Source organism: Rhodococcus ruber NBRC 15591 (assembly GCF_001894945.1).
Lineage (GTDB): Bacteria > Actinomycetota > Actinomycetes > Mycobacteriales > Mycobacteriaceae > Rhodococcus > Rhodococcus ruber.
Map to the genome: position 1 here is coordinate 1 of NZ_BCXE01000030.1, position 23304 is coordinate 23304.

Consider the following 23304-nt stretch of genomic DNA (forward strand, 5'->3'; position numbering starts at 1 on the left):
ATTCGGCCTTCAGGCCGGGACGAGCCCGCTGACCTGCGCCAGCAGTTCGAGCGAGCGCAGCCACGCCTTGCGGCCCGGAGCCGACGACACGACGATCAGTTCGTCGGCTTGTGCGCGCTCGGTGAAGCGGTCGAGATAGTCGCGCACCTCGCCCGGGGTACCGACGGCGGTGTAGCGCAGCATCTGCAGCACCTGCTGCCCGGCGGGGGCGTCGAGCAGCATCTCGACCTCCTCGTCGGTGAACGTGCGGCCCCGGCCGAGCATCTGCCGGATGCGCTGCCGCTTGGTGGCCTCGAACAGGGCGTCCGCCTCGTCCGTGGTGTCCGCGGCGATCACGCCGACGCCCGCGACGACGTACGGCTCGGACAGTTGTTCGGACGGCTGGAACTCGCGCCGGTACAGCGCGACGGCGTCCTCGAGCGCCTGCGGCGCGAAGTGCGACGCGAACGCGTACGGAAGACCGAGCAGCGCGGCGAGTTTCGCCCCGAACAGCGACGAGCCGAGGATGTACAGCGGCACGTTCGTGCCCTTGCCGGGGACGGCGTCGACGCCCGGGATGCGGGACTGCCCGCGCAGGTAGGCCTGCAGCTCGAGCACGTCCTGCGGGAAGCTGTCGGCCGACGACGGGTCGCGGCGCAGTGCCCGCAGCGTGTTCTGGTCGCTGCCGGGGGCGCGGCCGAGGCCGAGGTCGATGCGACCCGGGTGCAGGGTCTCGAGGGTGCCGAACTGCTCGGCGATGGTCAGCGGCGAATGGTTGGGCAGCATGATGCCCCCGGCGCCGAGCCGGATCGTGGAGGTGTGCGCGGCGACGTGCGCGATCAGCACGCTGGTGGCCGACGACGCGATGGTCGGCATGTTGTGGTGTTCGGCGTACCAGATGCGGCGGTAGCCCCACTGCTCGGCGCGCTGAGCCATGTCCACGCTCGCGGCGAAGCTGTCGCGCGCGGTTTCGTCACGGCCGATGTGAGCCAGGTCGAGAATCGATAGTGGTGTGGTCACCGGGATCCTTCGCGTGTCCGGGGCCCGGTGTCGGGATCCGGGCACACGATCGGTCCAACCATCCCGGACGGTCCGCTATTCCGTGACGTGCGCCTCGTCGCCGTTCACCGCAGCGGGTTCACGTCGGTGGCGGTCTCCTCGTCGAGGATCGTCTCGGTCGTGTACCGCCCGAAGCCGCCGCGGTAGAACAGCAGCGGGCCGTCGTCGTGCAGCGCGGTGAGCCCGGTGACGCGGGCGACGACGATGGTGTGGTCCCCGGCGTCGTGCTCGGCCTCGACCACCGCTTCGATGCGGGCCAGGGCGCCGGTGAGCGCGGGTGCGCCGTTGTCCCCGCGCGTCCAGTCCACGCCGGTGAACTTGTCGCCGCCGCTGACGGCGAACGCCATGCACGTATCGCGCTGGTCGTGGGCCAGGACGTTGATCGCGAGGGTGCCGATCTCCCGGATCCTCGGCCAGGTCTGCGACGTGCGGGCGGGGCAGAACGACACGAGCGGTGGATCCAGCGACACCGACGCGAACGACTGGCACGCGAATCCCAGCGGTTCACGGCCGTCGTGGCCGGTCACGACGGTGACGCCGGTGCAGAAGTTGCCCAGCACGTCGCGCATGGTCCGGGGATCGAGCACCGTGTGTTCCGCGGCCATCGAGGCTCCTCTCGGGTAGGTCTGTGTCCAGTGTCCGTCATGCCGGTGCGTGCGATGCAAATCGCTCCCGGTCGGCGGGAGCGCGACGGCGGTGACCGGTCGGGTTCGGACGACGCGGTCAGTCGAGCCGGCCGGGCGTGGGGCAGCTGCGAGCGGTGATCGGCAGTTCACCGCGGTCGGCGAGCTCGTCGACGGTCTCGCGCAGATCGGCGCAGCTGTGGAGGGCGGGACGACCGTGCTCGGCGTCGGCGCGGAAGCGCGCGCACGACCGGGCGGCGTCGGTGAGCCACTGGATGCTCGTGTGGACGGGACTGTACTTCTCGGCGAGCACGCGGTTACCGCAGGTGCGGCAGGTGACGGGGTGCACGACGGACCTCCTCAGTTCTGTCGCATGTCGGCCGGCGCCCAGAAGGCCCGCATGCTCGTGATGAGGCCGTTCTCGTCGAACGTCATGACATCGATGGGTTCGATCTCGTAGCGCTGCCCGTCGGTTTCCGTGACCACCCGGAAGTGGAAGGCGGCGCCGGCGTCGGTGATGCGGAGCGTCAGCAGCTCCGTTTCGTTCCGCGTGTTCTCCACCGCGCGGTAGAACGCCCGGATGGCCTCGTGGCCCACCTTCGGTTCGCTGCCGGCGGGATCCTCGACGGTGGCGTCGGGCGCGTAGAGGGCGGTGATCTCGTCGGCGGTGCCGTTCGCGACGGCGGAGAGGTAGGCCGTGACGGTGGCGCGGATGCGGTCCGTTCGGGTGGCGAGGTCGGTCATCGTGGACGCTCCTGTCGGTTCTCGCGGCTGCTCTTCCGGACGCTATCGGCGCGGCCGCCGCAGTGGGGGCTCGTCTCCCGCGGAGCGGGACATCGGCGCAGCCCGCGGAGCGGGACATCGGCGCAGCCCGCGGAGCGGGAGATCGGCGCAGGTGGTCGCGGGTCGTGGGGTTGTTAGGCTCGCGGGGTGTCCGATTCCGCTCCTGCCGCGTATCCCGGTCTACCCGCGACGAGTTGGGCGGTGCTGGGGGTTCTGGCGCTGGGGGAGGAGATGACGGGCAACGACGTGAAGAAGTGGGCGGATTGGAGCCTGAGCTTCTTCTACTGGAGTCCGTCGGTCAGCCAGGTGTACGGGGAGCTGAAGAAGCTCGAGAAGCTGGGCTTCGTGCGGTCGCGATCGATCTCCGAGCCGGGGGCCCGCAGCCGGCGCGTCTACTCGATCACGCCGACCGGGGTGGGGGCGGTCCGGGCATGGTCGCGGGAGGCCCCGGTCGAGGCCCCGGTGCTCAAGCACGGGGTGATGTTGCGCATGTACCTGGGTCACCTCAACGAACCCGAGAAGTTGAAGTCGATCGTGCGGGATCACATCGCCAACCTCGAGGAGAACCTCGGGCGCGTCCGGGACTACGCGGACCATTCGGACGTGGAACCGAGCTGGGCGTTCCCGTTGCTGAGCCTGCGCTGGTCCGAGCGGTACTTTCGTGCGGAGATCGGTCTGTTCGAGGAGCTGCTCGACGAGATCGACGAAGCGGCAGCGCGATTCGCGCGCAGCGACATCGACGAGAACGGTGTTCCCCATCCGCGGCGGCGGGGTGGCTGGCGCACAGTGGAACAGATGCTGAGCGCCCACGACGAGGACGACGACGGATCGGGACCCGCCGGGTAGGGGTCGGGCGCCGATAGGGATCAGGCGCCGATGGTGGTCACGCAGAGCGCAGCCGGGGGCTTCGGGACGTGGCGGGGAAGCGCTGCCGGTCGTATCCGCGCCAGGTCGCGGTCGCTGCCAAGCGGACGCGCCCACTGAGCCGGTGATCGAACGGCATGTGCTGCAACGGCCCGCACACGGAGACCGCTGCGGGAGCCGCGCCGACCGGACCGACGGGCACGGCGATGCACCCCAGCCCCGGCACGGCCTGTCCGCGTTCGTAGGCCACCCCTGTCTCCCGGATGCGTTCGAACTCGGTGCCCTGGGCCCCGGCGTAGGCGAGCAGCGCCTTGCCCAGGGCGGCATGCGGTGCCGGCCGGCGCCCACCGATGCGGGTCGGGACGGCGCTGTCCAGACGTCCCCCGAGCTTGTCGAGGTAGACGACGTCGGTGCCGTCGAGGACTGCGAGGTGGACGACGAGTCCGGTGGCTCGGTGCAGCTCGTGCAGGTGGGGACGCGCGGCGGCGCACAGGCCGTCCTGGTGCACGGCGAGGGAACCGAGTTCCATCAGCCGCAGCCCGAGTGCGTACTCGCGGCCGTCGCGTCGCAACCATCGCAGGTCGACCAGGCGCTCGAGGATGCGGTGCGCCGACGAGCGGGGGAGGCCGGTGCGACGGACGATCTGGGCGAGCGTCAGCCGCCCGGTCTCGTCGAAGGCGTCGAGGACGAGGCCCACACGGTCGATGACAGCACTGGGGGTGGCGGGGGCGGCGGGAGTCGGCACGGGTGCTCCTCACTCATTTGCGGCTGATGAGCTGGCTATTTCGATTCGAAATAGTGTCACATCGCGGCCTCGTTGTGAAGTGCGTCACCGATCCGGGCGTGGCGGTGCCCCGCACGGTCACCGTGCGGGGCACCGCGGTCGACGTCCCGGGGGTGACGGATCACCCGGCCGTCGCGGCGATCAGGACATCACCCCGAGCGGTTCGCTTCCGGACCAGTCGTGACCCCAGTAGCTGTCGGCGGTGATCTCCTCCGCGGTGTAGTACCGCTCGTCGACCGCCGTCCCGTCGGTGCCGTACTCGATGTCCCAGCCGCCGGGGGCACGGACGTAGAAGGACACCATCTTGTCGTTGGTGTGCCGTCCCAGCGTCGACGAGACGGAATACCCCTCCCGCGTCACCCGGTCGAGAGCCCGGCCGACGGCGTCGAGGGTGTCGACCTCCACCATGATGTGGATCAGGCCGGGGTCCTTGCCTGCGGGGACGGGCATGAGTGCAAGGCTGTGGTGCCGCTGGTTCACCCCGAGGAACCGGATGCGCATCGGACCGGCCTCGGGAGGAGCCGGCAGGCGGAAGGCGCCGCGGGGCAGGAACCCGAGCACCTCGGTGTAGAACCCGAACGTGGCGTCCGGATCGGTGACCGGAAGTACGACGTGCCCGAGACCCTGTGCGCCCGTGACGAACCGGGCACCGTGCGGCGTGACCACCGGACTGTGGTCGAGAGCGGGGCCGTGGAACACCTCGACGGAGGTGCCGGAGGGGTCCTGGAAGGCGATCACCTCCTCGACGCGCCGGGCGTCCGCCTCGTCGACCGAGAGGGCTTTCACGGCGACGCCGGCGGCCTCCACGACGCGCCGCACCCGCGTCAGGGCCGCGTGGTCGCGCACCTCCCATGCCACGTCGACCACCCGGTCGCTGTCTCCCGGCACGACCACGACACGGCCCGGGCGCTCGTCCATGCGCAGGTACAGGGCGTCGGGTTCCGGTCCCGACCCCTCGGCGAACCCGAGGACGTCGAACGCGAAGGTCCGCCACCGGTCCATGTCGTTCGTCTGAATCCTGATGTAGCCCAAACCCTTGATGTCGGACACTGTGTCTCCCAGTTCGAGTCGAATCGGTCAGATCATCGCCCGCAGGGGGCCCTGCGGTTCGGCGCCGAGGCGGCTGAGGGTCGCGGCGTGCAGCACCGTGCCCGGCTGGTGGATCGCGTGGTGCAGGCCGGCGTGGGCGTCGCGCCAGAACCGCTGCAGGGGCTTGTCCATCCGCAGCGCGTTCCCGCCGCAGCGCGGGTAGATGCGGTCGATCGCATTCACCGCCCGCCACGCCGCCTGGACCTGGGTCTGCCGGCTCGCGGCGCGCTGCTCGAACGTCGGGGTCCGCCCCGAGTCGACGAGATCCCAGATCCGGTCGACGTTCGACAGCAGCGAGTCGCGCGCGGCCCGCAGATCGGCGACCGCCTCACCGAACACGTACATCGTGTAGGGGTCGTCCTTGACGGCGGTGCCCTGCGCGTTGATCCGGTCGGCCTGGTAGACGTCCGCGTGCAGCACCAGTCCCTCGCAGATCCCGATCGTGGCGGCGGTGATGCCCAGCGGGAAGGCTGTCGACCAGGGCAGCTTGTAGAGAGTCTCGGTGCGGCCGTAGCGGGCCACCGCGCTGCCGTCGATCAGGTCGTCGTAGTACATGACGCGGTACTCGGGGACGAACGCGTCCTCGACCACCACGTCCTTCGACCCGGTACCCCGCAGGCCCACCACATCCCACGAGTCCTCGACGATCCGGTAGTCGGTCCGCGGGATGACGACGTGCGCCATCTTCGGGGGCTGGGCCACCGAACCGTCCGGGTTCCCGACGAACGCGCCGAGGAAGGCCCAGTCGCAATGGTCCGTGCCGGAGGAGAACTGCCAGCTACCCGAGAACCGGAAGCCGCCGTCGACGGGGGTGACGATGCCACCCGGCATGTAGGGCGACGCCATCCAGGTGTCCGGATCCTCTCCCCAGATCTCCTGCTGCACGCGAGGATCCGCGTAGGCGAGCTGCCACGGGTGCACTCCCACGATGCCGTGCACCCAGCCCGCGGAGGGGTTCAGCGCGGCCGTGCGCATGACGGTCTCCGCGAATTCCCTCGGGTGCGACTCGAAGCCGCCGAACTCCCGGGGCTGGAACATGCGGATCGAGCCGGCCTCCTTCATCTTCTCGGCGGTCTCGTCCGCGAGGCGGCCGAGCCGCTCGGCTTCCACACCTTCGGCGAACAGATCGTCCGCCATCGCGTCGATGTGCTTGAGGACTTCGTAACTCATGGTGTCTCCTCGACTCTGACGGCGGACGCTCAGGCGACCGGCTCGGGGGCGGATTCCGCACGGGCCGCGAGATTCTCGGCGATCTGCTGCTCCCACCGCGCGGCCGGTTTCGTGGTGTCGATCGCGAACTCGTAGCGGTTGGTCATGTCCGGGGTGATGTCGGCGACGTCGACATAGAACTGCTGGTACCAGCGGCGCAGCTGGTAGACCGGGCCGTCCTCGTCGCACAGCAGCGGGTTGTCGATCTTGGCCTTGTTCTTCCAGATCTCGATGTCCTGCTCGAACGTCTTCTCGGTGCCCCCGCCGAAGTGGGCGGCCATCGCATTCGCCTCCTCGGCGGACATGCCCGGCAGGCGCTTGACGATCACGCCGTACTGCAGCACGAACGAGGTGGGCGTGACGGGGTAGTGGCAGTTGACGAGGACCGTCTCGATGGTGGCCTCGCCGGTCTCCGTCCACAGCTTGTCGATCATGTAGGAGGGGCCGTGGTACGACGCCTCGGAGCGCGAGAAGTTGTCCGCACCGAAGTCGATGTCCAACTCGACGTCGGTGCGCTGGTTGAACGACATGATCTGTGTGGCGACGTGACCGTCGAAGATGTTCTCGAACGACCGCGGGACGCTGTAGTGGACGTAGAAGAAGTGCGCCATGTCCACGACGTTGTCGACGATCTCGCGGCAGTGCGAGCCCTCGATGAGCACCGAGTTCCACGTCCAGTCGGACCACTCGTCGGTGCCGGCGCCCTCGATCGCGGGGATGGTGACGTCCGCCGGCGGCGGATTGCCTTCGGGGTCGTGCCAGACGAACAGTTGCTGGTTGCGTTCCAGGGTGGTCCACGACCGCGTCCGCGCGAGCGGGGGGACGCGGCGCGCATACGGAATGCCGGTGCACCTGCCGTTGCCGCCCCAGCGCCAGTCGTGGAACGGGCACGCCACCGAGTCGCCCTTGATCTCGCCCTGCGCGAGATTGCCGCCCATGTGCCGGCAGTAGGCGTCGAGGACCTGCAGTTCGCCTGTGCTGTCGGCGAAGACGACGAGGCTGGTGCCGAACGCGTCGACCTGGTGGGGCTTGCCGTCCCGGTAGGTGCGGGCCAGTCCGAGGCAGTGCCAGCCGCGTGCGAAGCGGGTCGGTGCCGCGTCGGCTTCGATGGTGCGGACTTCATCGTGGGGTGTGGTGGGGGGTGCGCTCTGCGTCATCGTGTCCTCCGAAGCGGGTGAGTGCTGCGCCCGAAACAGGCATCGAGGTCATGCTGGGCGGCGGCGTGAGCGGCACAGAAGGGGTTCTCCCGCTGGGCGGACCGTTCGTCCGGGGGCGTCCCGGTGGGCGGGACACCTCCCGGTGGGCGGTGCCGACGTGACCTAGCCTCGCTCCGAGGTCCGCACCGCCGTCCGGCGTCGACGACCTTTCGTCCCAGCGGCAACGACGTGAAGGAGCAGATCGATGGCGACCAATCCCGTACCGGTGAGCCCCACCCACGACACCACCGTGGACCTGCTCGTGATCGGGTCGGGCACCGGCATGGCCGCCGCGCTCACCGCGCACGAGCTGGGGTTGTCCACCCTGATCGTGGAGAAGACGGAGTACGTCGGCGGCTCCACGGCGCGCTCCGGCGGGGCCTTCTGGGTGCCGGCGAATCCCGTGCTGCGCAAGGCCGGCTCCGGTGACACGCTCGACCGGGCCGGCACCTACATCCGGTCCGTGGTCGGTGAGTCCGCACCGGCGGAGCGGGGTGCGGCCTTCCTCGATCACGGCTCCGCCACCGTCGAGATGCTGCAGCGCACCACCCCCATGCGGTTGTTCTGGGCCAAGGGCTATTCCGACTACCATCCGGAGCTGCCCGGCGGGTCCGCCGTCGGCCGCACGTGCGAGTGCCGGCCCTTCGACGTGTCCGTCCTCGGACCCGAACGCGAGCGGTTGCGGCCGGGACTGATGAAGGCCGGCCTGCCGATGCCGGTGACCGGCGCCGACTACAAGTGGATGAACCTCATGGCGCGGAAGCCGTCGAAGGCGTTCCCGCGCATCTTCCGTCGCCTCGCACAGGGTGTCGCCGGACTCGCCCTCAAGCGGGAGTACGTCGCCGGGGGCCAGGCGCTCGCGGCCGGCCTGTTCGCCGGCGTGGTCCGGGCCGGGATCCCGGTGTGGACCGAGACCACGCTCGTGCGGCTGCTCACCGAGGGGGATCGGGTCACCGGTGCCGTCGTCGCGTGCGACGGGCAGGAGGTGACCGTGACCGCGCGGCGCGGTGTCGTCCTCGCGGCGGGCGGCTTCGACCACGACATGGCGCTGCGGCACAAGTACCAGTCCGAGCGGCTCGGCGAGCACGAGAGCCTCGGCGCCGAGGGCAACACGGGCGACGGCATCCGCGCCGCGCTCGACGTGGGTGCCGCGACCGACCTGATGGACCAGGCGTGGTGGTTCCCCGCCGTCGCCGCCATGAAGGGGCGCCCGCCGATGGTGATGCTCGCCGAGCGGGCACTGCCCGGGTCCTTCATCGTCGACCACACCGGCCGCCGGTTCGTCAACGAGGCGACCGACTACATGTCGTTCGGCCAGCTCGTGCTCGACCGGGAACGCGCCGGCGACCCGGTCGAATCGATGTGGATCGTGTTCGATCAGCGCTACCGCAACAGCTACATCTTCGGCGGCGGGCTGTTCCCGCGGCAGCCCGTCCCGGAGGCGTGGATCCGGGCGGGCATCGCGCACCGGGCGGACGATCCGGCGGCGCTGGCCCGCGCGGCCGGCCTGCCGGAGGGGGCGTTCACCGAGACCTTCCGCCGGTTCAACGATGCCGCGGCCGCCGGCACGGACGCCGACTTCCGCCGCGGTGCGAGCGCCTACGACCGGTACTACGGTGACCCCACCGTCGAGCCCAATCCCAACCTGCGCCCGCTGACGGACGGACCCTTCTACGCGGTGAAGATGACGCTGAGCGACCTCGGCACGTGCGGCGGCGTGAAGGCCGACGAGCGGGCACGGGTGCTGCGTGAGGACGGCAGCGTCGTCGACGGCCTGTACGCGATCGGCAACACCGCCGCCAACGCCTTCGGCAACACGTACCCGGGTGCGGGCGCGACGATCGGTCAGGGCCTGGTGTACGGCTACATCGCCGCACAGGACGCCGCGAAGTCCCGCTGAGGTCAGTACGGGTCGAACCGGATGTTCCCGGCCGGCGTCCCGGTCCCGGTGAGCTCGTGCAGGGTCGCGCGGACCATCGCCGCCGACCCGCACACGAGCACCTGGTGGTCGCCGAACGCCCCGTAGGAGGTGACCACCTCGTCGAGGCTGCCCTCGAGCAGGTCGTCGGGGTGGAACCCGGCGTCGCCGACGTGGGCGACGATGCGTTCGTACCACTCGTCGCCGAACTCGGGGTCCTCGACCGACTCGACGACCGGCACGACCGTCAGCCACGGCAGCGCCTCGGCGAGCAGGATCAGCATGTCGGCGGCGTACAGGTCGCGCGGGGAGCGGCCGCCGACGAACAGGAAGGTCTGCGGCGGGTCCGGCCGGCGCGCGACGTCGAGGATCAGCGCGCGCAGCGGCGCCAGGCCGGTGCCGCCGGCCACCATGATCACGATGCGGCCGGAGTCGTCGACGTGCAGGGTGCCGCCCTGCGGCGCGCCGATCGTCCACACGTCGCCGGGGCGGGTGCCGGCGACGATCGTGCCGCTGACCCAGCCGCCCGGCACGGTGCGGACGTGGAATTCGAGCTTGCCGTCGAGCGACGGCGGCAGCGCGGGGGAGAGGCGGCGCGGCAACCGCGGGTGCTGCGGCACCGTCACGTCGACGTACTGCCCGGGGGCGAACGGCACCATCGTGTCGGCTTCGAGACGCACCACGGCGACGTCGTGGCGCAGGCGGTGGTGTTCGACGACGGTCGCCGTGGTGTCGGGGGCGTGCAGGGACTGTCCGGCCGGCTGCATGGTGTGACTCCCGGGGCTCGAGCGTGAAGGGTGGCCCCACTCTAGGGGAGTCCGGCGCCGATCCCCGGAATGAAACATGTTCCAATTTTGCCGTCGATGTGGTTATGGTGGCGGCGGGTGATCCCTGCCACGTCGCGCCGTCACCACGCAGCCCCATCGACCGGAAGGACGACCATGACCGACGAGTACGCCGACCTGCATCGCCCCGTGTTCACCGCGGACCTGCTCATCACCGCCCTCGAACGCAGCGCGGACAAGCCGGCCCTGTACCTCGGCGACGTGGTGCTCACCGGCGGGGAGATGCGTGACGAGATCAGCCGGTTCGGCCAGGCGCTCGCGTCGGTGGGGGTCGGGCAGGGCTCGTCGGTGGCGATGCTGTCGAAGAACCGTCCCGAGGTGCTCATCTCGATGGGTGCGACGATGGTCGCCGGGTGCCGCAACAGCGCGCTCAACCCCATGGGCTCGCTGCCGGACCACCTGTACATCGTCGGCGACGCCGCGATCGAGACGCTGATCTTCGATCCGAACCACTTCGAGGAACGCGCCGCCGAACTGCAGGCGCAGGTGCCGACGCTGAAGAACGTCTTCTCCCTCGGCCCCTCGCAGGTCGGCACCGACATCCTCGCGCTCGCGGCGCAGTTCACGCCGCAGCGGCTCGTCGCCGCGCCTGTGGCGGCGGAGGACACCTCGTCCGTCGTCTACACCGGTGGCACCACCGGAAAACCCAAGGGCGTCATGGGGTCGTTCCGCTCGGGCGCGACCCTCACCCAGATCCAGATGGCCGAGTGGGAATGGCCCCACGAGCCGCGCTTCCTGATCTGCACGCCCCTTTCGCACGCCGGGGCCGCGTTCTTCGTCCCCACGCTGCTGCGCGGCGGATCCCTCTACGTGCTGCCGTATTTCGAACCCGGTCTGGTGCTCGAGACGATCGAGAAGCACCGCATCAACGCCACGATGCTCGTGCCGACCATGATCTACCTGCTGCTCGACCACCCCGACTTCGACACCCGCGACCTGTCGAGCCTCGAGACGCTGTTCTACGGTGCGTCGGCGATGTCGCCGGCGCGGCTGCGCGAGGGCATCGAGCGGCTCGGCCCGGTGTTCTTCCAGTTCTACGGGCAGAGCGAATGCGGCATGACGATCTCCGTGCTGCGCAAAGAGGATCACCTCGCCGACGACCCCGAGCGCCTGGCCACGTGCGGCCGGCCCGTGCCGTGGCTCGACGTGCGGCTGCTCGACGACGACCTGAACGAGGTGCCCCGCGGCGAACTGGGGGAGATCTGCGTGCGCGGACCGCTCGTGATGAAGGGATACCTGAACAAGCCCGACGAGACGGCCGAGGCACTGCGCGGCGGCTGGTTGCACACCGGTGACGTCGCGCGGGCCGACAAGAACGGCTTCCTGACGATCGTCGACCGCAAGAAGGACATGATCGTCACGGGCGGCTTCAACGTCTTTCCCCGCGAGATCGAGGACGTCCTCTCGTCGCACCCGGCCGTCGCGTCTGTCGCGGTCGTCGGCGTGCCCGACGCCAAGTGGGGCGAGGCCGTCAAGGCGTGCGTCGTGCTGCGGGAGGGCCAGTCCGTCTCCCCCGAGGAACTGATCGAGAAAGTCCGTGCCGCAAAGGGTTCGGTCCACGCTCCCAAGTCGGTGGACTTCCTCGACACGCTGCCGCTCACCCCGCTGGGCAAGCTGGACAAGAAGACCCTGCGCGCCTCCTACCGGTAGGCGGCTTCGCCGCCGGTGTGCCCTTTGGGCGGTCAGGGCAACCCAAAGGACACACCGGCAGCGCAGCTGCACCCGTTGTCGGTGGTGCGTCGCCACCCGAGACGGGTGAGGACGGCTTCGACCTCTGCGGCCACACCGCACGGGTCCCGGCTGACCTCGTCGTACCCGTACACCAGGCGGGAGCGCCCGGCGAGCTCGGCGGCATTGTCGCGGCGACGGTCCCGGAAGGCGACCTCCGCCATCGAGTGGAACCTGCGTCCGTCGAGCCGGACGGTCAGCGCGGCGCCGTGAACGTCGTAGGTGCAGTCCTCGTACAGCGTTCGCCCGTCCACGACCGTCGGGGTCTGCCGATGCGCCGGGGGAAGACCGTGCCGTTGCTCCACCTCGGTCGCGTAGCGGAGTTCGAGCATCGACTGGACGCCGTCGGCGAGCAGCCGGACCGCATCGTCGAGCGCCTTCCGGTAGCGGTACGGGGTTCGCTCCTGCATCCGGCGTCGGATCTCCGACAGGGGAATGCGACTGTCGGTGACGACCCGGATCAACCGGAGGTAGCCGTCGTGCGGGGTGGGGGCGGCTGTTGCCAGGTCGAGCGCCGTGTCGGCGCGGCCGGTGCGCGGGGGCATCGTCGGCACCCCGATGTGTGCGTGGGCCCTGCTGCGGTGGACGATCACGCCCGGATGAAGCATGTCTCCGAGATGCGGCAGCCGAATGCCGCGCGGCTTCGCCGTGGCGAAGGTCGCGGTCTGTCCTCTCGTCGACGATCCCACCGGCACGGTGACATGGACCGGTTCGAGTGGATCGTGGGACAGCATCCCCCATTCCTCGGCGGCCGTGCAGTGACTGAGGACGGCGGCCTCACCGGAGAACGCAACGGCCGCGGCCAGCACCGCGGGCCGGGACAGCGGACCGGTCGTCACCGAGTACACCCCTCGGAGTACCTGCTGCCACCGCCCGCGCTCGAGACGGTGCCGGATCCACGGCCACGTACGTCCGTGGTGTTCGAGCTGGGCGCGGGTGACGATCCCGTGCTGGAACGTGACGATGCGATCGAGTTCGGGGACGTCCGGGAGAAACCGCATGCAGACATGATTCGGCGGGGAACGCTCCTCGGGAACCGGTAGCCCGGCCGATCGCCGCAATCTGTGGAGAAACCGGGCGGCTGGGGATAACTCGGCGGTGTGCCCTTTGGGCGGTCAGGGCAGCCCAAAGGGCGCACCGGCGGCGTCAGCCGCCTACAGCGGGTCGAAGCTGATGTTCTGCCGGGGAGTGCCGCCGGCGGACAGCGCGTACAGGGTGGTGCGGATCATCGACGGGGAGCCCGCGATCTGGATCTGCCGATCGGCCCAGGAGCCGAACTGCGACACCACCTTGCCGAGCTTGCCGTGCAGGGGCCGGTGCAGGCCCGGTGGTGGATCCTCGACGGGAACCGGGTGCCACCACGGGTTCTCGGTCTCCTCGACGACCGGGACGACGGTGAGCCACGGATTGGTGGTGGCCAGCTGCCACAGGGTCTGCAGGTCGTACAGGTCGCACGGATACTTGCCGCCGAAGAACAGGTGCACGCGCGGATTGTCGCCCCGCATGCCCATTTCCATCAGTTGCGCCCGCAGCGGCGCGAGGCCCGTGCCGGAGGCGATCATCAGCACGTCCTCGCCGCTGTCCCGGTCGACGTGCAGTCCCCCGAGCGGGGGTCCGATGACCCAGCGGTCGCCGACGGCGGTCTCGCCGACGAGCGCGGGACTGACCCAGCCACCGGACACGCGACGGACGTGGAACTCGATCTGCCCGTAGGGATTCGGAGGAATCGCCGCCGACAGGTACCGCCACATGTGCGGGCGCTGCGGGATCTGCACGCTCATGTACTGCCCGGCGTGGTACGGGATCGGCGAGTCCGTCTCGAGCCGGATGATCGCCAGGTCGGGCAGGACTCGCTCGTGGCCGACGACGGTGGCGCCCCACGCGGCGGGCAGCTCGTCGTCGGCGACCGCGTCCGCCATGGTCCCGACGAGCAGGTCGATCACCCGGGCCCAGGTGCGGTCGAGGGCGTCGGTCCACAGGATCGGCGGGGTGCACTCGCGCACGGCGGTGTGCAGCGCCCGGCCCGCGGACCGGAAGTGCTCGGGCCGGACCCCGTACTTGCGGTGGTCGCGCCCGAGCTGGGTGAGGAATGCGGTGACGGCGTCGGGGTCGCCGAGGCGGTTGACGGCCCAGCCGACCGCGGTCGCGAACCGCTGGCGCATCGTCTCCATACCCGCGGGGAACAGCTCACGGATCCCGACGGTGTCGCTCCACAGGGCGGTGTAGAAGGCGGTGGCGAAGCGCTCGGCGCCGCCGGGGGTCGCGACGATCGACGCGAAGCTGAGCTGGACGCGGGCGACGGCGAAGGCCTCCACGCACCCTCCTGCTCGCCGTCTCTGCTGGTCGGCCGCCACTGTAGTCCCGTGGCGGTGTTTCGGCCACAATCGACGGCGGGCGGCCCGGCCCGCCCGGAATGTGTCGCACATCACATAACCGGATAAAGTTGAGCGGAACAAACTCAAGTTTGGGGCCGTTGAAGCTTGCGAATGCCCGCGACGGGAGGCTTGCGGGTGCAGAATTGATACCGGCTCGCTCAATGAAGGGAAGGGGTTCGCAGTGGACTCGTTCAATCCCACCACCAAGACCCAGGCGGCGATGACGGCCGCCATGCAGTCCGCGTCCGCTGCGGGCAACCCGGAGATCCGTCCGGCCCACCTGCTCGTCGCGCTGCTCGACCAGACCGACGGCATCGCCGCGCCGCTCCTCAAGGCGGTCGGCGTGGATCCGACCGTCGTGCACCGGGAGGCGCAGACGCTCGTCGAGCGGCTGCCGCGTGCCACCGGCGCCACCCAGACGCCGCAACTCGGCCGCGAAGCGGTCGCCGCCCTGACCGCCGCCCAGCACCTCGCCACCGAACTCGACGACGAGTACGTCTCGACCGAGCACGTGCTCGTCGGCCTGGCCGGCGGCGATTCCGACGTCGCCAAGCTCCTCGTCGGGCACGGCGCCACCCCGGCCGCGCTGCGCGACGCGTTCACCACCGTCCGCGGCAGCGCCCGCGTGACCAGCCCGGACCCCGAGGGCACCTACCAGGCGCTCGAGAAGTACTCGACCGACCTCACCGCCCGCGCCCGCGAGGGCAAGCTCGACCCGGTCATCGGCCGCGACAACGAGATCCGCCGCGTCGTGCAGGTGCTGAGCCGGCGCACCAAGAACAACCCCGTGCTCATCGGCGAGCCCGGCGTCGGCAAGACCGCGATCGTCGAGGGTCTCGCGCAGCGCATCGTCGCCGGCGACGTCCCCGAGTCGCTGCGCGGCAAGACCGTCATCGCGCTCGACCTGGGCTCGATGGTGGCCGGCGCGAAGTACCGCGGCGAGTTCGAGGAACGCCTCAAGGCGGTGCTCGACGAGATCAAGGAATCGGCCGGCCAGGTCATCACCTTCATCGACGAGCTGCACACCATCGTCGGTGCCGGCGCGACCGGCGAATCGGCGATGGACGCCGGCAACATGATCAAGCCGATGCTCGCCCGCGGCGAGCTGCGCCTCGTCGGCGCGACCACCCTCGACGAGTACCGCAAGTACATCGAGAAGGACGCCGCCCTCGAACGCCGTTTCCAGCAGGTGCTCGTCGGCGAGCCGAGCGTCGAGGACACCGTCGGCATCCTGCGCGGCCTCAAGGAGCGGTACGAGGTGCACCACGGCGTGCGCATCACGGACTCCGCGCTCGTCGCCGCCGCCACCCTCTCCGACCGGTACATCACGTCCCGGTTCCTGCCGGACAAGGCCATCGACCTCGTCGACGAGGCCGCGTCCCGGCTGCGCATGGAGATCGACTCGCGTCCCGAGGAGATCGACTCGGTCGAGCGCATCGTCCGTCGCCTCGAGATCGAGGAGATGGCGCTGCAGAAGGAGACCGACGAGGCCTCCAAGGAGCGGCTCGAGAAGCTGCGCGCCGAACTCGCCGACGAACGCGAGAAGCTGAACCAGCTCACCACCCGCTGGCAGAACGAGAAGACCGCCATCGATTCGGTGCGGGGCATCAAGGAGCAGCTCGAGGCGCTGCGCGGCGAGGAGGAACGCGCCGAGCGCGACGGTGATCTCGGCAAGGCCGCGGAGCTGCGCTACGGCCGCATCCCGCAGCTGGAGAAGGAACTGGAGAAGGCCGCCGCCGCGTCCGGAGCCGCCGCCGACGGCGACGTCATGCTCAAGGAGGAGGTCGGCCCGGACGACGTCGCCGACGTCGTCGCCGCGTGGACCGGCATCCCCGCCGGCCGCATGATGGAGGGCGAGACCGCCAAGCTGCTGCGCATGGAGTCCGAGCTCGGTAAGCGCGTCGTCGGCCAGGACGAGGCCGTCCAGGCCGTGTCGGACGCGGTGCGCCGCTCCCGGGCGGGCGTCGCCGACCCGAACCGGCCCACCGGCTCGTTCCTGTTCCTCGGCCCCACCGGCGTCGGCAAGACCGAGCTGGCGAAGGCGCTCGCGGACTTCCTGTTCGACGACGAGCGCGCGATGGTGCGGATCGACATGTCCGAGTACAGCGAGAAGCACTCCGTCGCACGGCTCGTCGGTGCCCCTCCGGGCTACGTCGGCTACGAGTCGGGTGGTCAGCTCACCGAGGCGGTGCGTCGCCGCCCCTACTCGGTGGTGCTGTTCGACGAGGTCGAGAAGGCACACCCGGACGTGTTCGACACGCTGCTGCAGGTGCTCGACGACGGCCGGCTCACCGACGGGCAGGGCCGTACCGTCGACTTCCGCAACACCATCCTCATCCTCACCTCGAACCTGGGTGCGGGTGGCGACCGGGAGCACATCATGGCGGCGGTGCGCGCGGCGTTCAAGCCGGAGTTCATCAACCGGCTCGACGACGTGGTGGTCTTCCACTCGCTCACGGAGGACCAGCTCGAGCAGATCGTCGACATCCAGCTCGAGCAGCTGGCCGGGCGCCTGGCGGCCCGCCGGCTCACGCTCGACGTGTCGAGCTCGGCCCGGTTCTGGCTCGCTGTGCGGGGCTACGACCCGCAGTACGGTGCGCGTCCGCTGCGCCGGCTCATCCAGCAGTCGATCGGCGACCAGCTCGCCAAGAAGCTGCTGGCCGGGGACATCAAGGACGGTGACACCGTCTCGGTGGGCGTCAGCGACGACGGCGACCACCTCGTGTTGGGCGCGTAGCGCCCGGTGCGTCCTTTGGGCGGCTCCAGCAGCCCAAAGGACGCACCGGCGCGTGGCGCCTACCCTGGAGGGACCATGACTGACCCGCACGATCCGCGCACCCCCCAGGAGCGCGCCTACTCGCTCGACGAGGGGCGCGACGACGACACGGGCGCCGGCCCGGACGCCGACGACACCCGGGTACTGCACACCGCCGACCCGACCGAGGCGTACGGCCGGCCCGTCGACCCCACGTTGGTCTACCCGTCGTACGACCCGCGGTTCGATCCGACGGCGGCGCCCCCGAACCCGACCCAGGCGTTCGAGCAGCCCGGCCCCTACGGTCCGCAACCCCAGTACGCCCCGACCCAGCAGTACGCCCCGACCCAGCAGTACGCCCCGACCCAGCAGTACGCCCCCACGCAGCAGTACGCCCCCACTCAGCAGTACACAGGGGCGCAGCAGTACCCCTACGGCCAGGAGTACGGGTCGGCGCCACCGACCCCGCCGCACACCGGTGAGTACCCGCCGCTCGACGCGCAGCCGCCCCGACGTCGCCGCTGGGGTCTGATCCTGCTCGCCGCGGCGGCATTGATCGTGCTGGCCGGCCTCGGCGGCTACCTGCTCAGCGGCGGCAGCGGCGACGATCCGCAGCAGCGCAGCGCCGCGGCCCCGACCACCACGACCACGGTGCCCCGGCCCGCGCCCACGACGCCCGCGCCCACCACCGATCCTGCCGTGCCCGGCCTGCCGTTCGAGCAGCTGCCCGGCGGGCTCGGCGACGTCATCGGCTCCGCCGGCACCGTCGTCGGCACGATCACCGCCAACGACGGCACGTCCCTCACGCTCAGCGGCATGGGCGGCTCGATCGTCACGGTGCGGCTCACCCCCGAGACGCAGATCATGTCGCTCGCGGGCTCCGATCCGTCGTCGCTGCGGGTCGGCGACTCGGTCGTCGCGCAGGGCTCGCCGCTGCGGAACGGGGAGATGATCGCCGACACGGTGGTCAGCGCGTCCCTGCCGTCCTTCGGCGGTCCGGGCAACTAGAACGCGATAGGCTGGCGCTCGATGACGGTGATGTGGTTCGGACTGGCGGCGATCGCACTCGCGGGTGCGTTGGCGTTGCTCTACGTCGACCGCACGCGGCGTGAGCAGTCCGGTCGCGTGCGTGAGATCTGGGCGCGCGCCCAGGGCTACAAGTACAGCGCCGCCGACGACTCCCTGCCCGGGCACTGGCACCGGGCGGCCCTCGCCAAGCAGGAGTATCTCGGCGCGGTGGACGTCGTCCACGGCATCCGCCGCGGCGAGGAATTCATCCTCTTCGACATCGAGGAGACCGCGACGATCGTCGCGGTGCGCCGCAAGGTCGGCTCCGACGTCGACATCGACCTGCGCCTGAAGTCGACGCCGCCGCCGAAGGACCCGGACATGAACCTGCTCGGCGCCATCGGGCCGCGCATCGTGTTCGCCACCGACCTCGAGATCGCCCGCCGCATCTGTGACCAGCGCATGGTCGCGTACACGGAGTCGATCCCCCCGCACGTGCAGATGCTGTGGAGCGAGGGCGAATGGACCCTCGGCTCGATCCCGGTGGGCAGCACCGGCCGCGAATGGGACGCGGCCATCGAGACCGTCGCCCGCCTCTCCGGAATCCTGCACGTGCTGCCGCCGATCGTGGAGCCGCAGGAACTCGACCGGGTCGCGCACGATCCCGGCCGGCCCTCCGCGCGGCGCTGAGCCCGCGTCACCCGACGCGGCCGGCGCGCTGCGCTAGCTTTACCCCATGACTTCCGCTGCCACCCGGCCCGTCGCCCTGGTCACCGGACCCACCTCGGGCATCGGCGCAGGCTTCGCGCGCGCGCTCGCCGGCAAGGGGTACGACCTCGTGCTCGTCGCTCGCCGTGAGGAGAGCCTGCGGTCCCTTGCCGACGAACTGGCTTCCCGTTTCGGCACCACCTCCGCGATCCTCGCCGCCGACCTGGCCACCGAGGACGGCCGCGCGGCCGTCGCCCGCCGCCTCGCCGAGGGCGTGGAGATGCTCGTCAACAATGCCGGCTTCGGCACGTCCGGCGAGTTCTGGACGGCCGACCCGGCCGTGCTGCAGGCTCAGCTCGACGTCAACGTCACCGCCGTCATGCAGCTGACCCGGGCCGCGCTGCCGCCGATGATCGCCGCCGGCAAGGGCAGCATCGTCAACGTCGCCAGCGTCGCCGGTCTGCTCTCCGGGCGGGGGTCGACGTACTCGGCGAGCAAGGCCTACGTCGTCTCGTTCACCGAGGGACTGTCCGGCGGCCTCGCCGGCACCGGGGTGAAGGTGCAGGCACTGTGCCCCGGCTTCGTGCACACCGAGTTCCACGAGCGGGCCGGGATCGAGATGAGCTCGATTCCGGAACTGATGTGGCTCGACGTGGACACCGTGGTGCGCACCTCCCTCGCCGACCTCGAGGCGGGCAAGGTGATCAGCATCCCCGGACTGCAGTACAAGGTGCTCACGACGGTGGGCCGGCTCGTCCCGAAGAATCTGGTGCGCCGGGCGACCAACCTGGTCGGCCGGGGCCGGGGACGGACGTAGGCCCGCACCGGATAACGGTCCGGACACGGGGCGACGACACGGCGCGTCGCGCTCCGGGTGTCGCCTCGGCTGCGCGGTAGATTCCGCCCTGTGACGTCTGTGGCCCTTGTGATTGTCGTTGCGGTCGTGGTGATCGTGTTGCTGTGGACGCGTGCCGCCGTCCGCCGCCTCCGGGTGCTGAAGATGCGCCACCGCGACAGCCTGCGCTTGCTGACCAACGAACTCGACGACCGCTACGACCAGGTACCCGCACTCATCGCGGCGTCCGCCGGTGCGGGTGTGGATCGCAGCCGGCTCAGCCCCGTCGTCGGGGCGCGATCCCTGGCGATCGCCATGCGCGACCAGCGGCTGCCGCTGGGGGAGCGGGCCGCGGCCGAGAACACCCTGTCGGCGGCCCTGCACGAGCTGATCGGCGTCCTCGACGGCGTCAACCACTGGCCGTTCATCCGTGTCGCCCGCGAGTTGCGGACACGCGAGCAGCGCATCGCCGGGGCCGCCCGCGTCCACAACGATCTCGGCCGCACCATCAACACGGCCGCCACCACCTTCCCGACCTCGGTGTTCGCGCGCATCGCCGCGGTCGGACCCGTCCCGCTGTTCGAGGTCGTCGCCCCGCTCGCCCCCGCCGCCGTCGTCCCGCCGGTGCCGGTCGCGCCGGAGCCGGCCGCCCCCTCCGCAGACGCGCCGACCGGCGGATCGGACACCGTCGCCGCCTGACCGCCGGCCCCCGGCTAGGCTCGTCGTCGCCGGCGCCCACGGGCGCGGCGTGGAACGAGTAACGGTAAGGGGTTGCGATGACCGATCGCGAGGAGTTGGCTGCGCTGGTTCGAGAACTGGCGGTGGTGCACGGCAAGGTGACCTTGTCGTCCGGCAAGGAGGCCGACTACTACGTGGATCTTCGCCGCGCCACCCTGCACCACCGGGCCGGGCCCCTGATCGGCAAGCTCATCCGGGAACTGGTCGCCGACTGGGACTTCGACGCCGTCGGCGGACTCACCATGGGTGCCGACCCGGTCGCGCTCGCGGTCATGCACGCACCGGGCCGTCCGATCGACGCGTTCGTCGTCCGCAAGGCCGCCAAGGCGCACGGCATGCAGCGGCAGATCGAGGGCCCCGACGTGCTCGGCAAGCGGGTCCTGGTGGTCGAGGACACGACCACGACGGGCAACTCTCCGCTCACCGCCGTCAAGGCCCTGCGCGACGCCGGCGCGACCGTCGTGGGCGTCGCCACCGTCGTCGACCGGGCCACCGGCGCCGGCGAGGTGATCGCCGCGGAGGGCGTGGAGTACCGCTACCTGCTGGGCCTGCAGGACCTGGGACTGCAGGACGCCTAGGAGTCCGGGTGCGACGGACCGCGGCCCGCCTCGCGGACGGCCGGGAGCTGTTCTACTTCGACGACACCGAGCCGTACGCCGGAGGCGGAGCAGTGCGGGAACGGCACGACACCCGGCGGCTGCCGCCGGCCGGGGCGGTCTCCGAACTGCGCTTCGACCCGCTGACGGGGGAGTGGGTGGTCTCCGCGTCGCACCGCATGGACCGCACCTTCCTGCCGGACCCCGCCGACTGCCCGCTGTGCCCCACCCGGCCGGGCCGGGCCGCCACCGAGATCCCCGCCGACGACTACGACGTGGTGGTGTTCGAGAACCGTTTCCCGGCCCTCGGATCCGGTGGCGCCGACGCCGGTCCGGTGGACGGCGACCCGCTGTGGCCGCGACGGCCCGCGACGGGACGCTGTGAGGTGGTCGCGTTCACCGCCGACCACGACGCCCGCTTCGCCGACCTGAGCGTCGAACGGGTCCGCACGGTGTTCGACGCACTGGCCGACCGCACCGCCGAGCACTCGGCCGCCCCCGACGTGCGGCAGGTGTTCTGCTTCGAGAACCGCGGCGCGGAAATCGGTGTGACACTGCAACATCCGCACGGTCAGATCTACGCCTACCCGTTCCTGCCGCCACGCTCGCAGGTGCTGCTGCAGCGCGCCCGCGCGCACCACGCGGCGACGGGCCGGCTGCTGCAACGCGACGTGCTCGACGCGGAACGCCGGGCGGGCACCCGCGTCGTGTGGGCCGGACGACGGTGGACCGCCTATGTTCCGGCCGCGGCGCGCTGGCCCGTCGAGGTGCACCTCGCCCCGCATCGCGACGTGCCGGACCTCGTCGCCCTCGACGACGCCGAGCGCGACGAACTGGCGGTGCTCTACCGGGAGTTGCTCCGTCGCGTCGACCTGTTCTTCGACGGCGTGGAACGCGTCCCGTACATCGCGGCCTGGCACCAGGCGCCGGTCGGCGACGAGCGACCGTACGGTCGTCTGTTCTGCCAGATCTTCTCGCTGCGACGCGCTGCCGACAAGCTCAAGTACCTGGCCGGATCGGAGTCCGCGATGGGCGTATGGATCAGCGACACCTCCCCCGAACGCATCGCGGTGCGGCTGCGGGAACTCGCCGGATGAGCGTGGCCGCGGCCGCCGCAGCCGGGTTCGCCGAGGCGTTCGGGGGGGCCCCGGAGGGGGTGTGGTGCGCGCCGGGCCGGGTCAACCTGATCGGTGAGCACGTCGACTACGCGGGCGGGCTGTGCCTGCCGCTGGCGCTGCCGCAGGTCACGGCCGCCGCGGTCCGGCGACGCGACGACGGCGCGGTCCGGCTGGTGAGCGAGGGCTTCGCCGGTGTGTCCTTTGGGCGGCTGGGGCAGCCCAAAGGACACACCGGCGGCTGGGCCGCCTACGTCGTCGGGGTGATCGGCGCGCTCGACCCGCCGGGATTCGCGGGCGCCGACATCGCGATCGCCTCCGACGTGCCGGTCGGCGCGGGCCTGTCGAGTTCGGCGGCGCTCGAGGCGGCCGTGGCTCTCGCCCTGGCCGAGCTGTCCGGGCTGCCGGTCGACGATCCGGGCCGGGCCGTCCTCGCCGCCGCCTGCACGCGGGCCGAGAACGACTACGTCGGCGCCCCCACCGGCGGGATGGATCAGCAGATCGCGCTGCGCGGCCGGGCTGGGCACGCCCTCCTGCTGGACTGTGCGACGGGCGAGGTCGAGCACATCCCGATCGACCTCGAATCGCACGGCCTGGCACTGCTCGTCGTCGACACCGACGCCCCGCACCGCCTCGTCGACGGGCAGTACGGGCAGCGGCGGCGCGACGTCGAGGAGGCCACGCGCCGGCTCGGGAGCCTGCGCGACGTCGGCACCGTCGCCGCGCTCGGCGCGCTGACCGACCCGGTGCTGCGGCGCCGGGCCGGGCACGTCGTCACGGAGATCGCCCGGGTCCGCGCCGCCGTCGCGGCCCTGCGCGACGACGCCCCGCGACGGCTCGGACCGCTGCTCGACGCCGCCCACCGGTCGCTGCGCGACGACTTCGAGGTCAGCTCCGTCGAACTCGACACCGCCGTCGACGCCGCGCGCGCCGCCGGTGCGCTGGGTGCGCGGATGGTGGGTGGCGGATTCGGCGGCTCGGCGATCGCATTGTGCCGGGCGACGGACGTCGACGCGGTGGCGGAGGCCGTCACGGTGGCCGCCCGCGAGCGGGACCTGCCGCGCCCGAAGTTCCTGCGGGCGACGGCGTCGGCGGGG

22 protein-coding genes are annotated in these 23304 nt (G+C 71.0%); 11 read left to right on the top strand and 11 right to left on the bottom strand.

All coding sequences use genetic code 11. The annotated features are described in order from the left end of the window. Positions 1–9 precede the first annotated feature (9 nt). The 4 genes from RR3_RS18365 to RR3_RS18380 all read right to left on the bottom strand — a co-directional run bounded on the left by RR3_RS18365 (position 10) and on the right by RR3_RS18380 (position 2405). Positions 10–999 (bottom strand): LLM class flavin-dependent oxidoreductase, encoded by a 990-nt coding sequence (locus RR3_RS18365; RefSeq protein WP_010593250.1) that lies wholly within the window; start codon positions 997–999, stop codon positions 10–12. 104 nt (positions 1000–1103) lie between these two features. Beyond that, positions 1104–1643 (bottom strand): flavin reductase family protein, encoded by a 540-nt coding sequence (locus RR3_RS18370; protein WP_010593249.1) that lies wholly within the window; start codon positions 1641–1643, stop codon positions 1104–1106. Positions 1644–1761: 118 nt separating this feature from the next. Further along, the gene (locus RR3_RS18375; protein WP_010593248.1) at positions 1762–2010 is read right to left on the bottom strand and encodes a hypothetical protein; all 249 of its coding nucleotides are present in this window, start codon (positions 2008–2010) and stop codon (positions 1762–1764) included. An 11-nt stretch (positions 2011–2021) separates the two neighbouring features. Further along, complete coding sequence (locus tag RR3_RS18380) at positions 2022–2405, bottom strand: nuclear transport factor 2 family protein (RefSeq protein ID WP_017680755.1); 384 nt, start codon at positions 2403–2405, stop codon at positions 2022–2024. 240 nt (positions 2406–2645) lie between these two features. Here RR3_RS18380 and RR3_RS18385 point away from each other — a divergent pair, with 240 nt between their 5' ends. Next, entirely contained in the window at positions 2646–3290 is a 645-nt protein-coding gene (locus RR3_RS18385; RefSeq protein ID WP_010593246.1) for a PadR family transcriptional regulator, read from the top strand. A gap of 37 nt (positions 3291–3327) precedes the next feature. Here RR3_RS18385 and RR3_RS18390 read toward each other — a convergent pair whose 3' ends face one another. From RR3_RS18390 to RR3_RS18405, 4 genes are all read right to left on the bottom strand, one after another. Further along, entirely contained in the window at positions 3328–4053 is a 726-nt protein-coding gene (locus tag RR3_RS18390) for an IclR family transcriptional regulator (RefSeq protein WP_010593245.1), read from the bottom strand. Between the two features lie 180 nt (positions 4054–4233). Continuing rightward, positions 4234–5142 carry a biphenyl-2,3-diol 1,2-dioxygenase gene (gene bphC / locus RR3_RS18395; protein ID WP_010593244.1) on the bottom strand — a complete coding sequence of 303 codons (909 nt, stop codon included), beginning with the start codon at positions 5140–5142 and terminating at the stop codon, positions 4234–4236. A 27-nt stretch (positions 5143–5169) separates the two neighbouring features. Further along, positions 5170–6351, bottom strand: coding sequence for an acyl-CoA dehydrogenase family protein (locus RR3_RS18400; protein WP_064066538.1), 1182 nt, complete (start codon positions 6349–6351; stop codon positions 5170–5172). Between the two features lie 29 nt (positions 6352–6380). Next, positions 6381–7547, bottom strand: a complete 1167-nt coding sequence (locus RR3_RS18405; protein WP_017680752.1) for a 3-ketosteroid-9-alpha-monooxygenase, oxygenase component — start codon at positions 7545–7547, stop codon at positions 6381–6383. A 244-nt stretch (positions 7548–7791) separates the two neighbouring features. Between RR3_RS18405 and RR3_RS18410 the strand changes: the two genes are divergently transcribed. Beyond that, positions 7792–9486: a 3-ketosteroid-delta-1-dehydrogenase gene (locus RR3_RS18410; protein WP_010593240.1), complete on the top strand. Its 1695-nt coding sequence runs from the start codon at positions 7792–7794 to the stop codon at positions 9484–9486. Between the two features lie 2 nt (positions 9487–9488). Here RR3_RS18410 and RR3_RS18415 read toward each other — a convergent pair whose 3' ends face one another. Next, positions 9489–10271, bottom strand: coding sequence for an FAD-binding oxidoreductase (locus RR3_RS18415; protein WP_059174340.1), 783 nt, complete (start codon positions 10269–10271; stop codon positions 9489–9491). Between the two features lie 174 nt (positions 10272–10445). Here RR3_RS18415 and RR3_RS18420 point away from each other — a divergent pair, with 174 nt between their 5' ends. Continuing rightward, positions 10446–11999, top strand: a complete 1554-nt coding sequence (locus tag RR3_RS18420; RefSeq protein ID WP_040270628.1) for an AMP-binding protein — start codon at positions 10446–10448, stop codon at positions 11997–11999. A 32-nt stretch (positions 12000–12031) separates the two neighbouring features. Here the strand turns inward: RR3_RS18420 and RR3_RS18425 are convergent, their stop codons facing one another. After that, positions 12032–13078: a type IV toxin-antitoxin system AbiEi family antitoxin domain-containing protein gene (locus RR3_RS18425; RefSeq protein ID WP_017680748.1), complete on the bottom strand. Its 1047-nt coding sequence runs from the start codon at positions 13076–13078 to the stop codon at positions 12032–12034. A 153-nt stretch (positions 13079–13231) separates the two neighbouring features. Next, positions 13232–14392 carry an FAD-binding oxidoreductase gene (locus RR3_RS18430; RefSeq protein ID WP_010593236.1) on the bottom strand — a complete coding sequence of 387 codons (1161 nt, stop codon included), beginning with the start codon at positions 14390–14392 and terminating at the stop codon, positions 13232–13234. A gap of 241 nt (positions 14393–14633) precedes the next feature. Between RR3_RS18430 and clpB the strand changes: the two genes are divergently transcribed. From clpB to galK, 8 genes are all read left to right on the top strand, one after another. Beyond that, positions 14634–17189, top strand: a complete 2556-nt coding sequence (gene clpB / locus RR3_RS18435) for an ATP-dependent chaperone ClpB (RefSeq protein ID WP_010593235.1) — start codon at positions 14634–14636, stop codon at positions 17187–17189. A 75-nt stretch (positions 17190–17264) separates the two neighbouring features. Further along, positions 17265–18215, top strand: a complete 951-nt coding sequence (locus tag RR3_RS18440; protein ID WP_072786521.1) for a DUF5666 domain-containing protein — start codon at positions 17265–17267, stop codon at positions 18213–18215. 30 nt (positions 18216–18245) lie between these two features. After that, positions 18246–18905, top strand: coding sequence for a TtfA family protein (locus RR3_RS18445; RefSeq protein ID WP_017680746.1), 660 nt, complete (start codon positions 18246–18248; stop codon positions 18903–18905). A 46-nt stretch (positions 18906–18951) separates the two neighbouring features. Then, on the top strand, positions 18952–19740 hold the full coding sequence (locus tag RR3_RS18450; RefSeq protein WP_064066616.1) for an SDR family NAD(P)-dependent oxidoreductase: 789 nt from the start codon (positions 18952–18954) through the stop codon (positions 19738–19740). A 108-nt stretch (positions 19741–19848) separates the two neighbouring features. After that, positions 19849–20457: a LemA family protein gene (locus RR3_RS18455; protein ID WP_048772103.1), complete on the top strand. Its 609-nt coding sequence runs from the start codon at positions 19849–19851 to the stop codon at positions 20455–20457. A 77-nt stretch (positions 20458–20534) separates the two neighbouring features. Beyond that, entirely contained in the window at positions 20535–21074 is a 540-nt protein-coding gene (pyrE, locus tag RR3_RS18460; RefSeq protein ID WP_048772104.1) for an orotate phosphoribosyltransferase, read from the top strand. Positions 21075–21082: 8 nt separating this feature from the next. Further along, positions 21083–22189 (top strand): galactose-1-phosphate uridylyltransferase, encoded by a 1107-nt coding sequence (gene galT / locus RR3_RS18465; RefSeq protein WP_017680743.1) that lies wholly within the window; start codon positions 21083–21085, stop codon positions 22187–22189. After that, positions 22186–23304 (top strand): galactokinase (galK, locus tag RR3_RS18470; protein WP_072786524.1); only part of this gene is annotated, 1119 nt, incomplete at its 3' end. The genes galT and galK, both read left to right, overlap by 4 nt.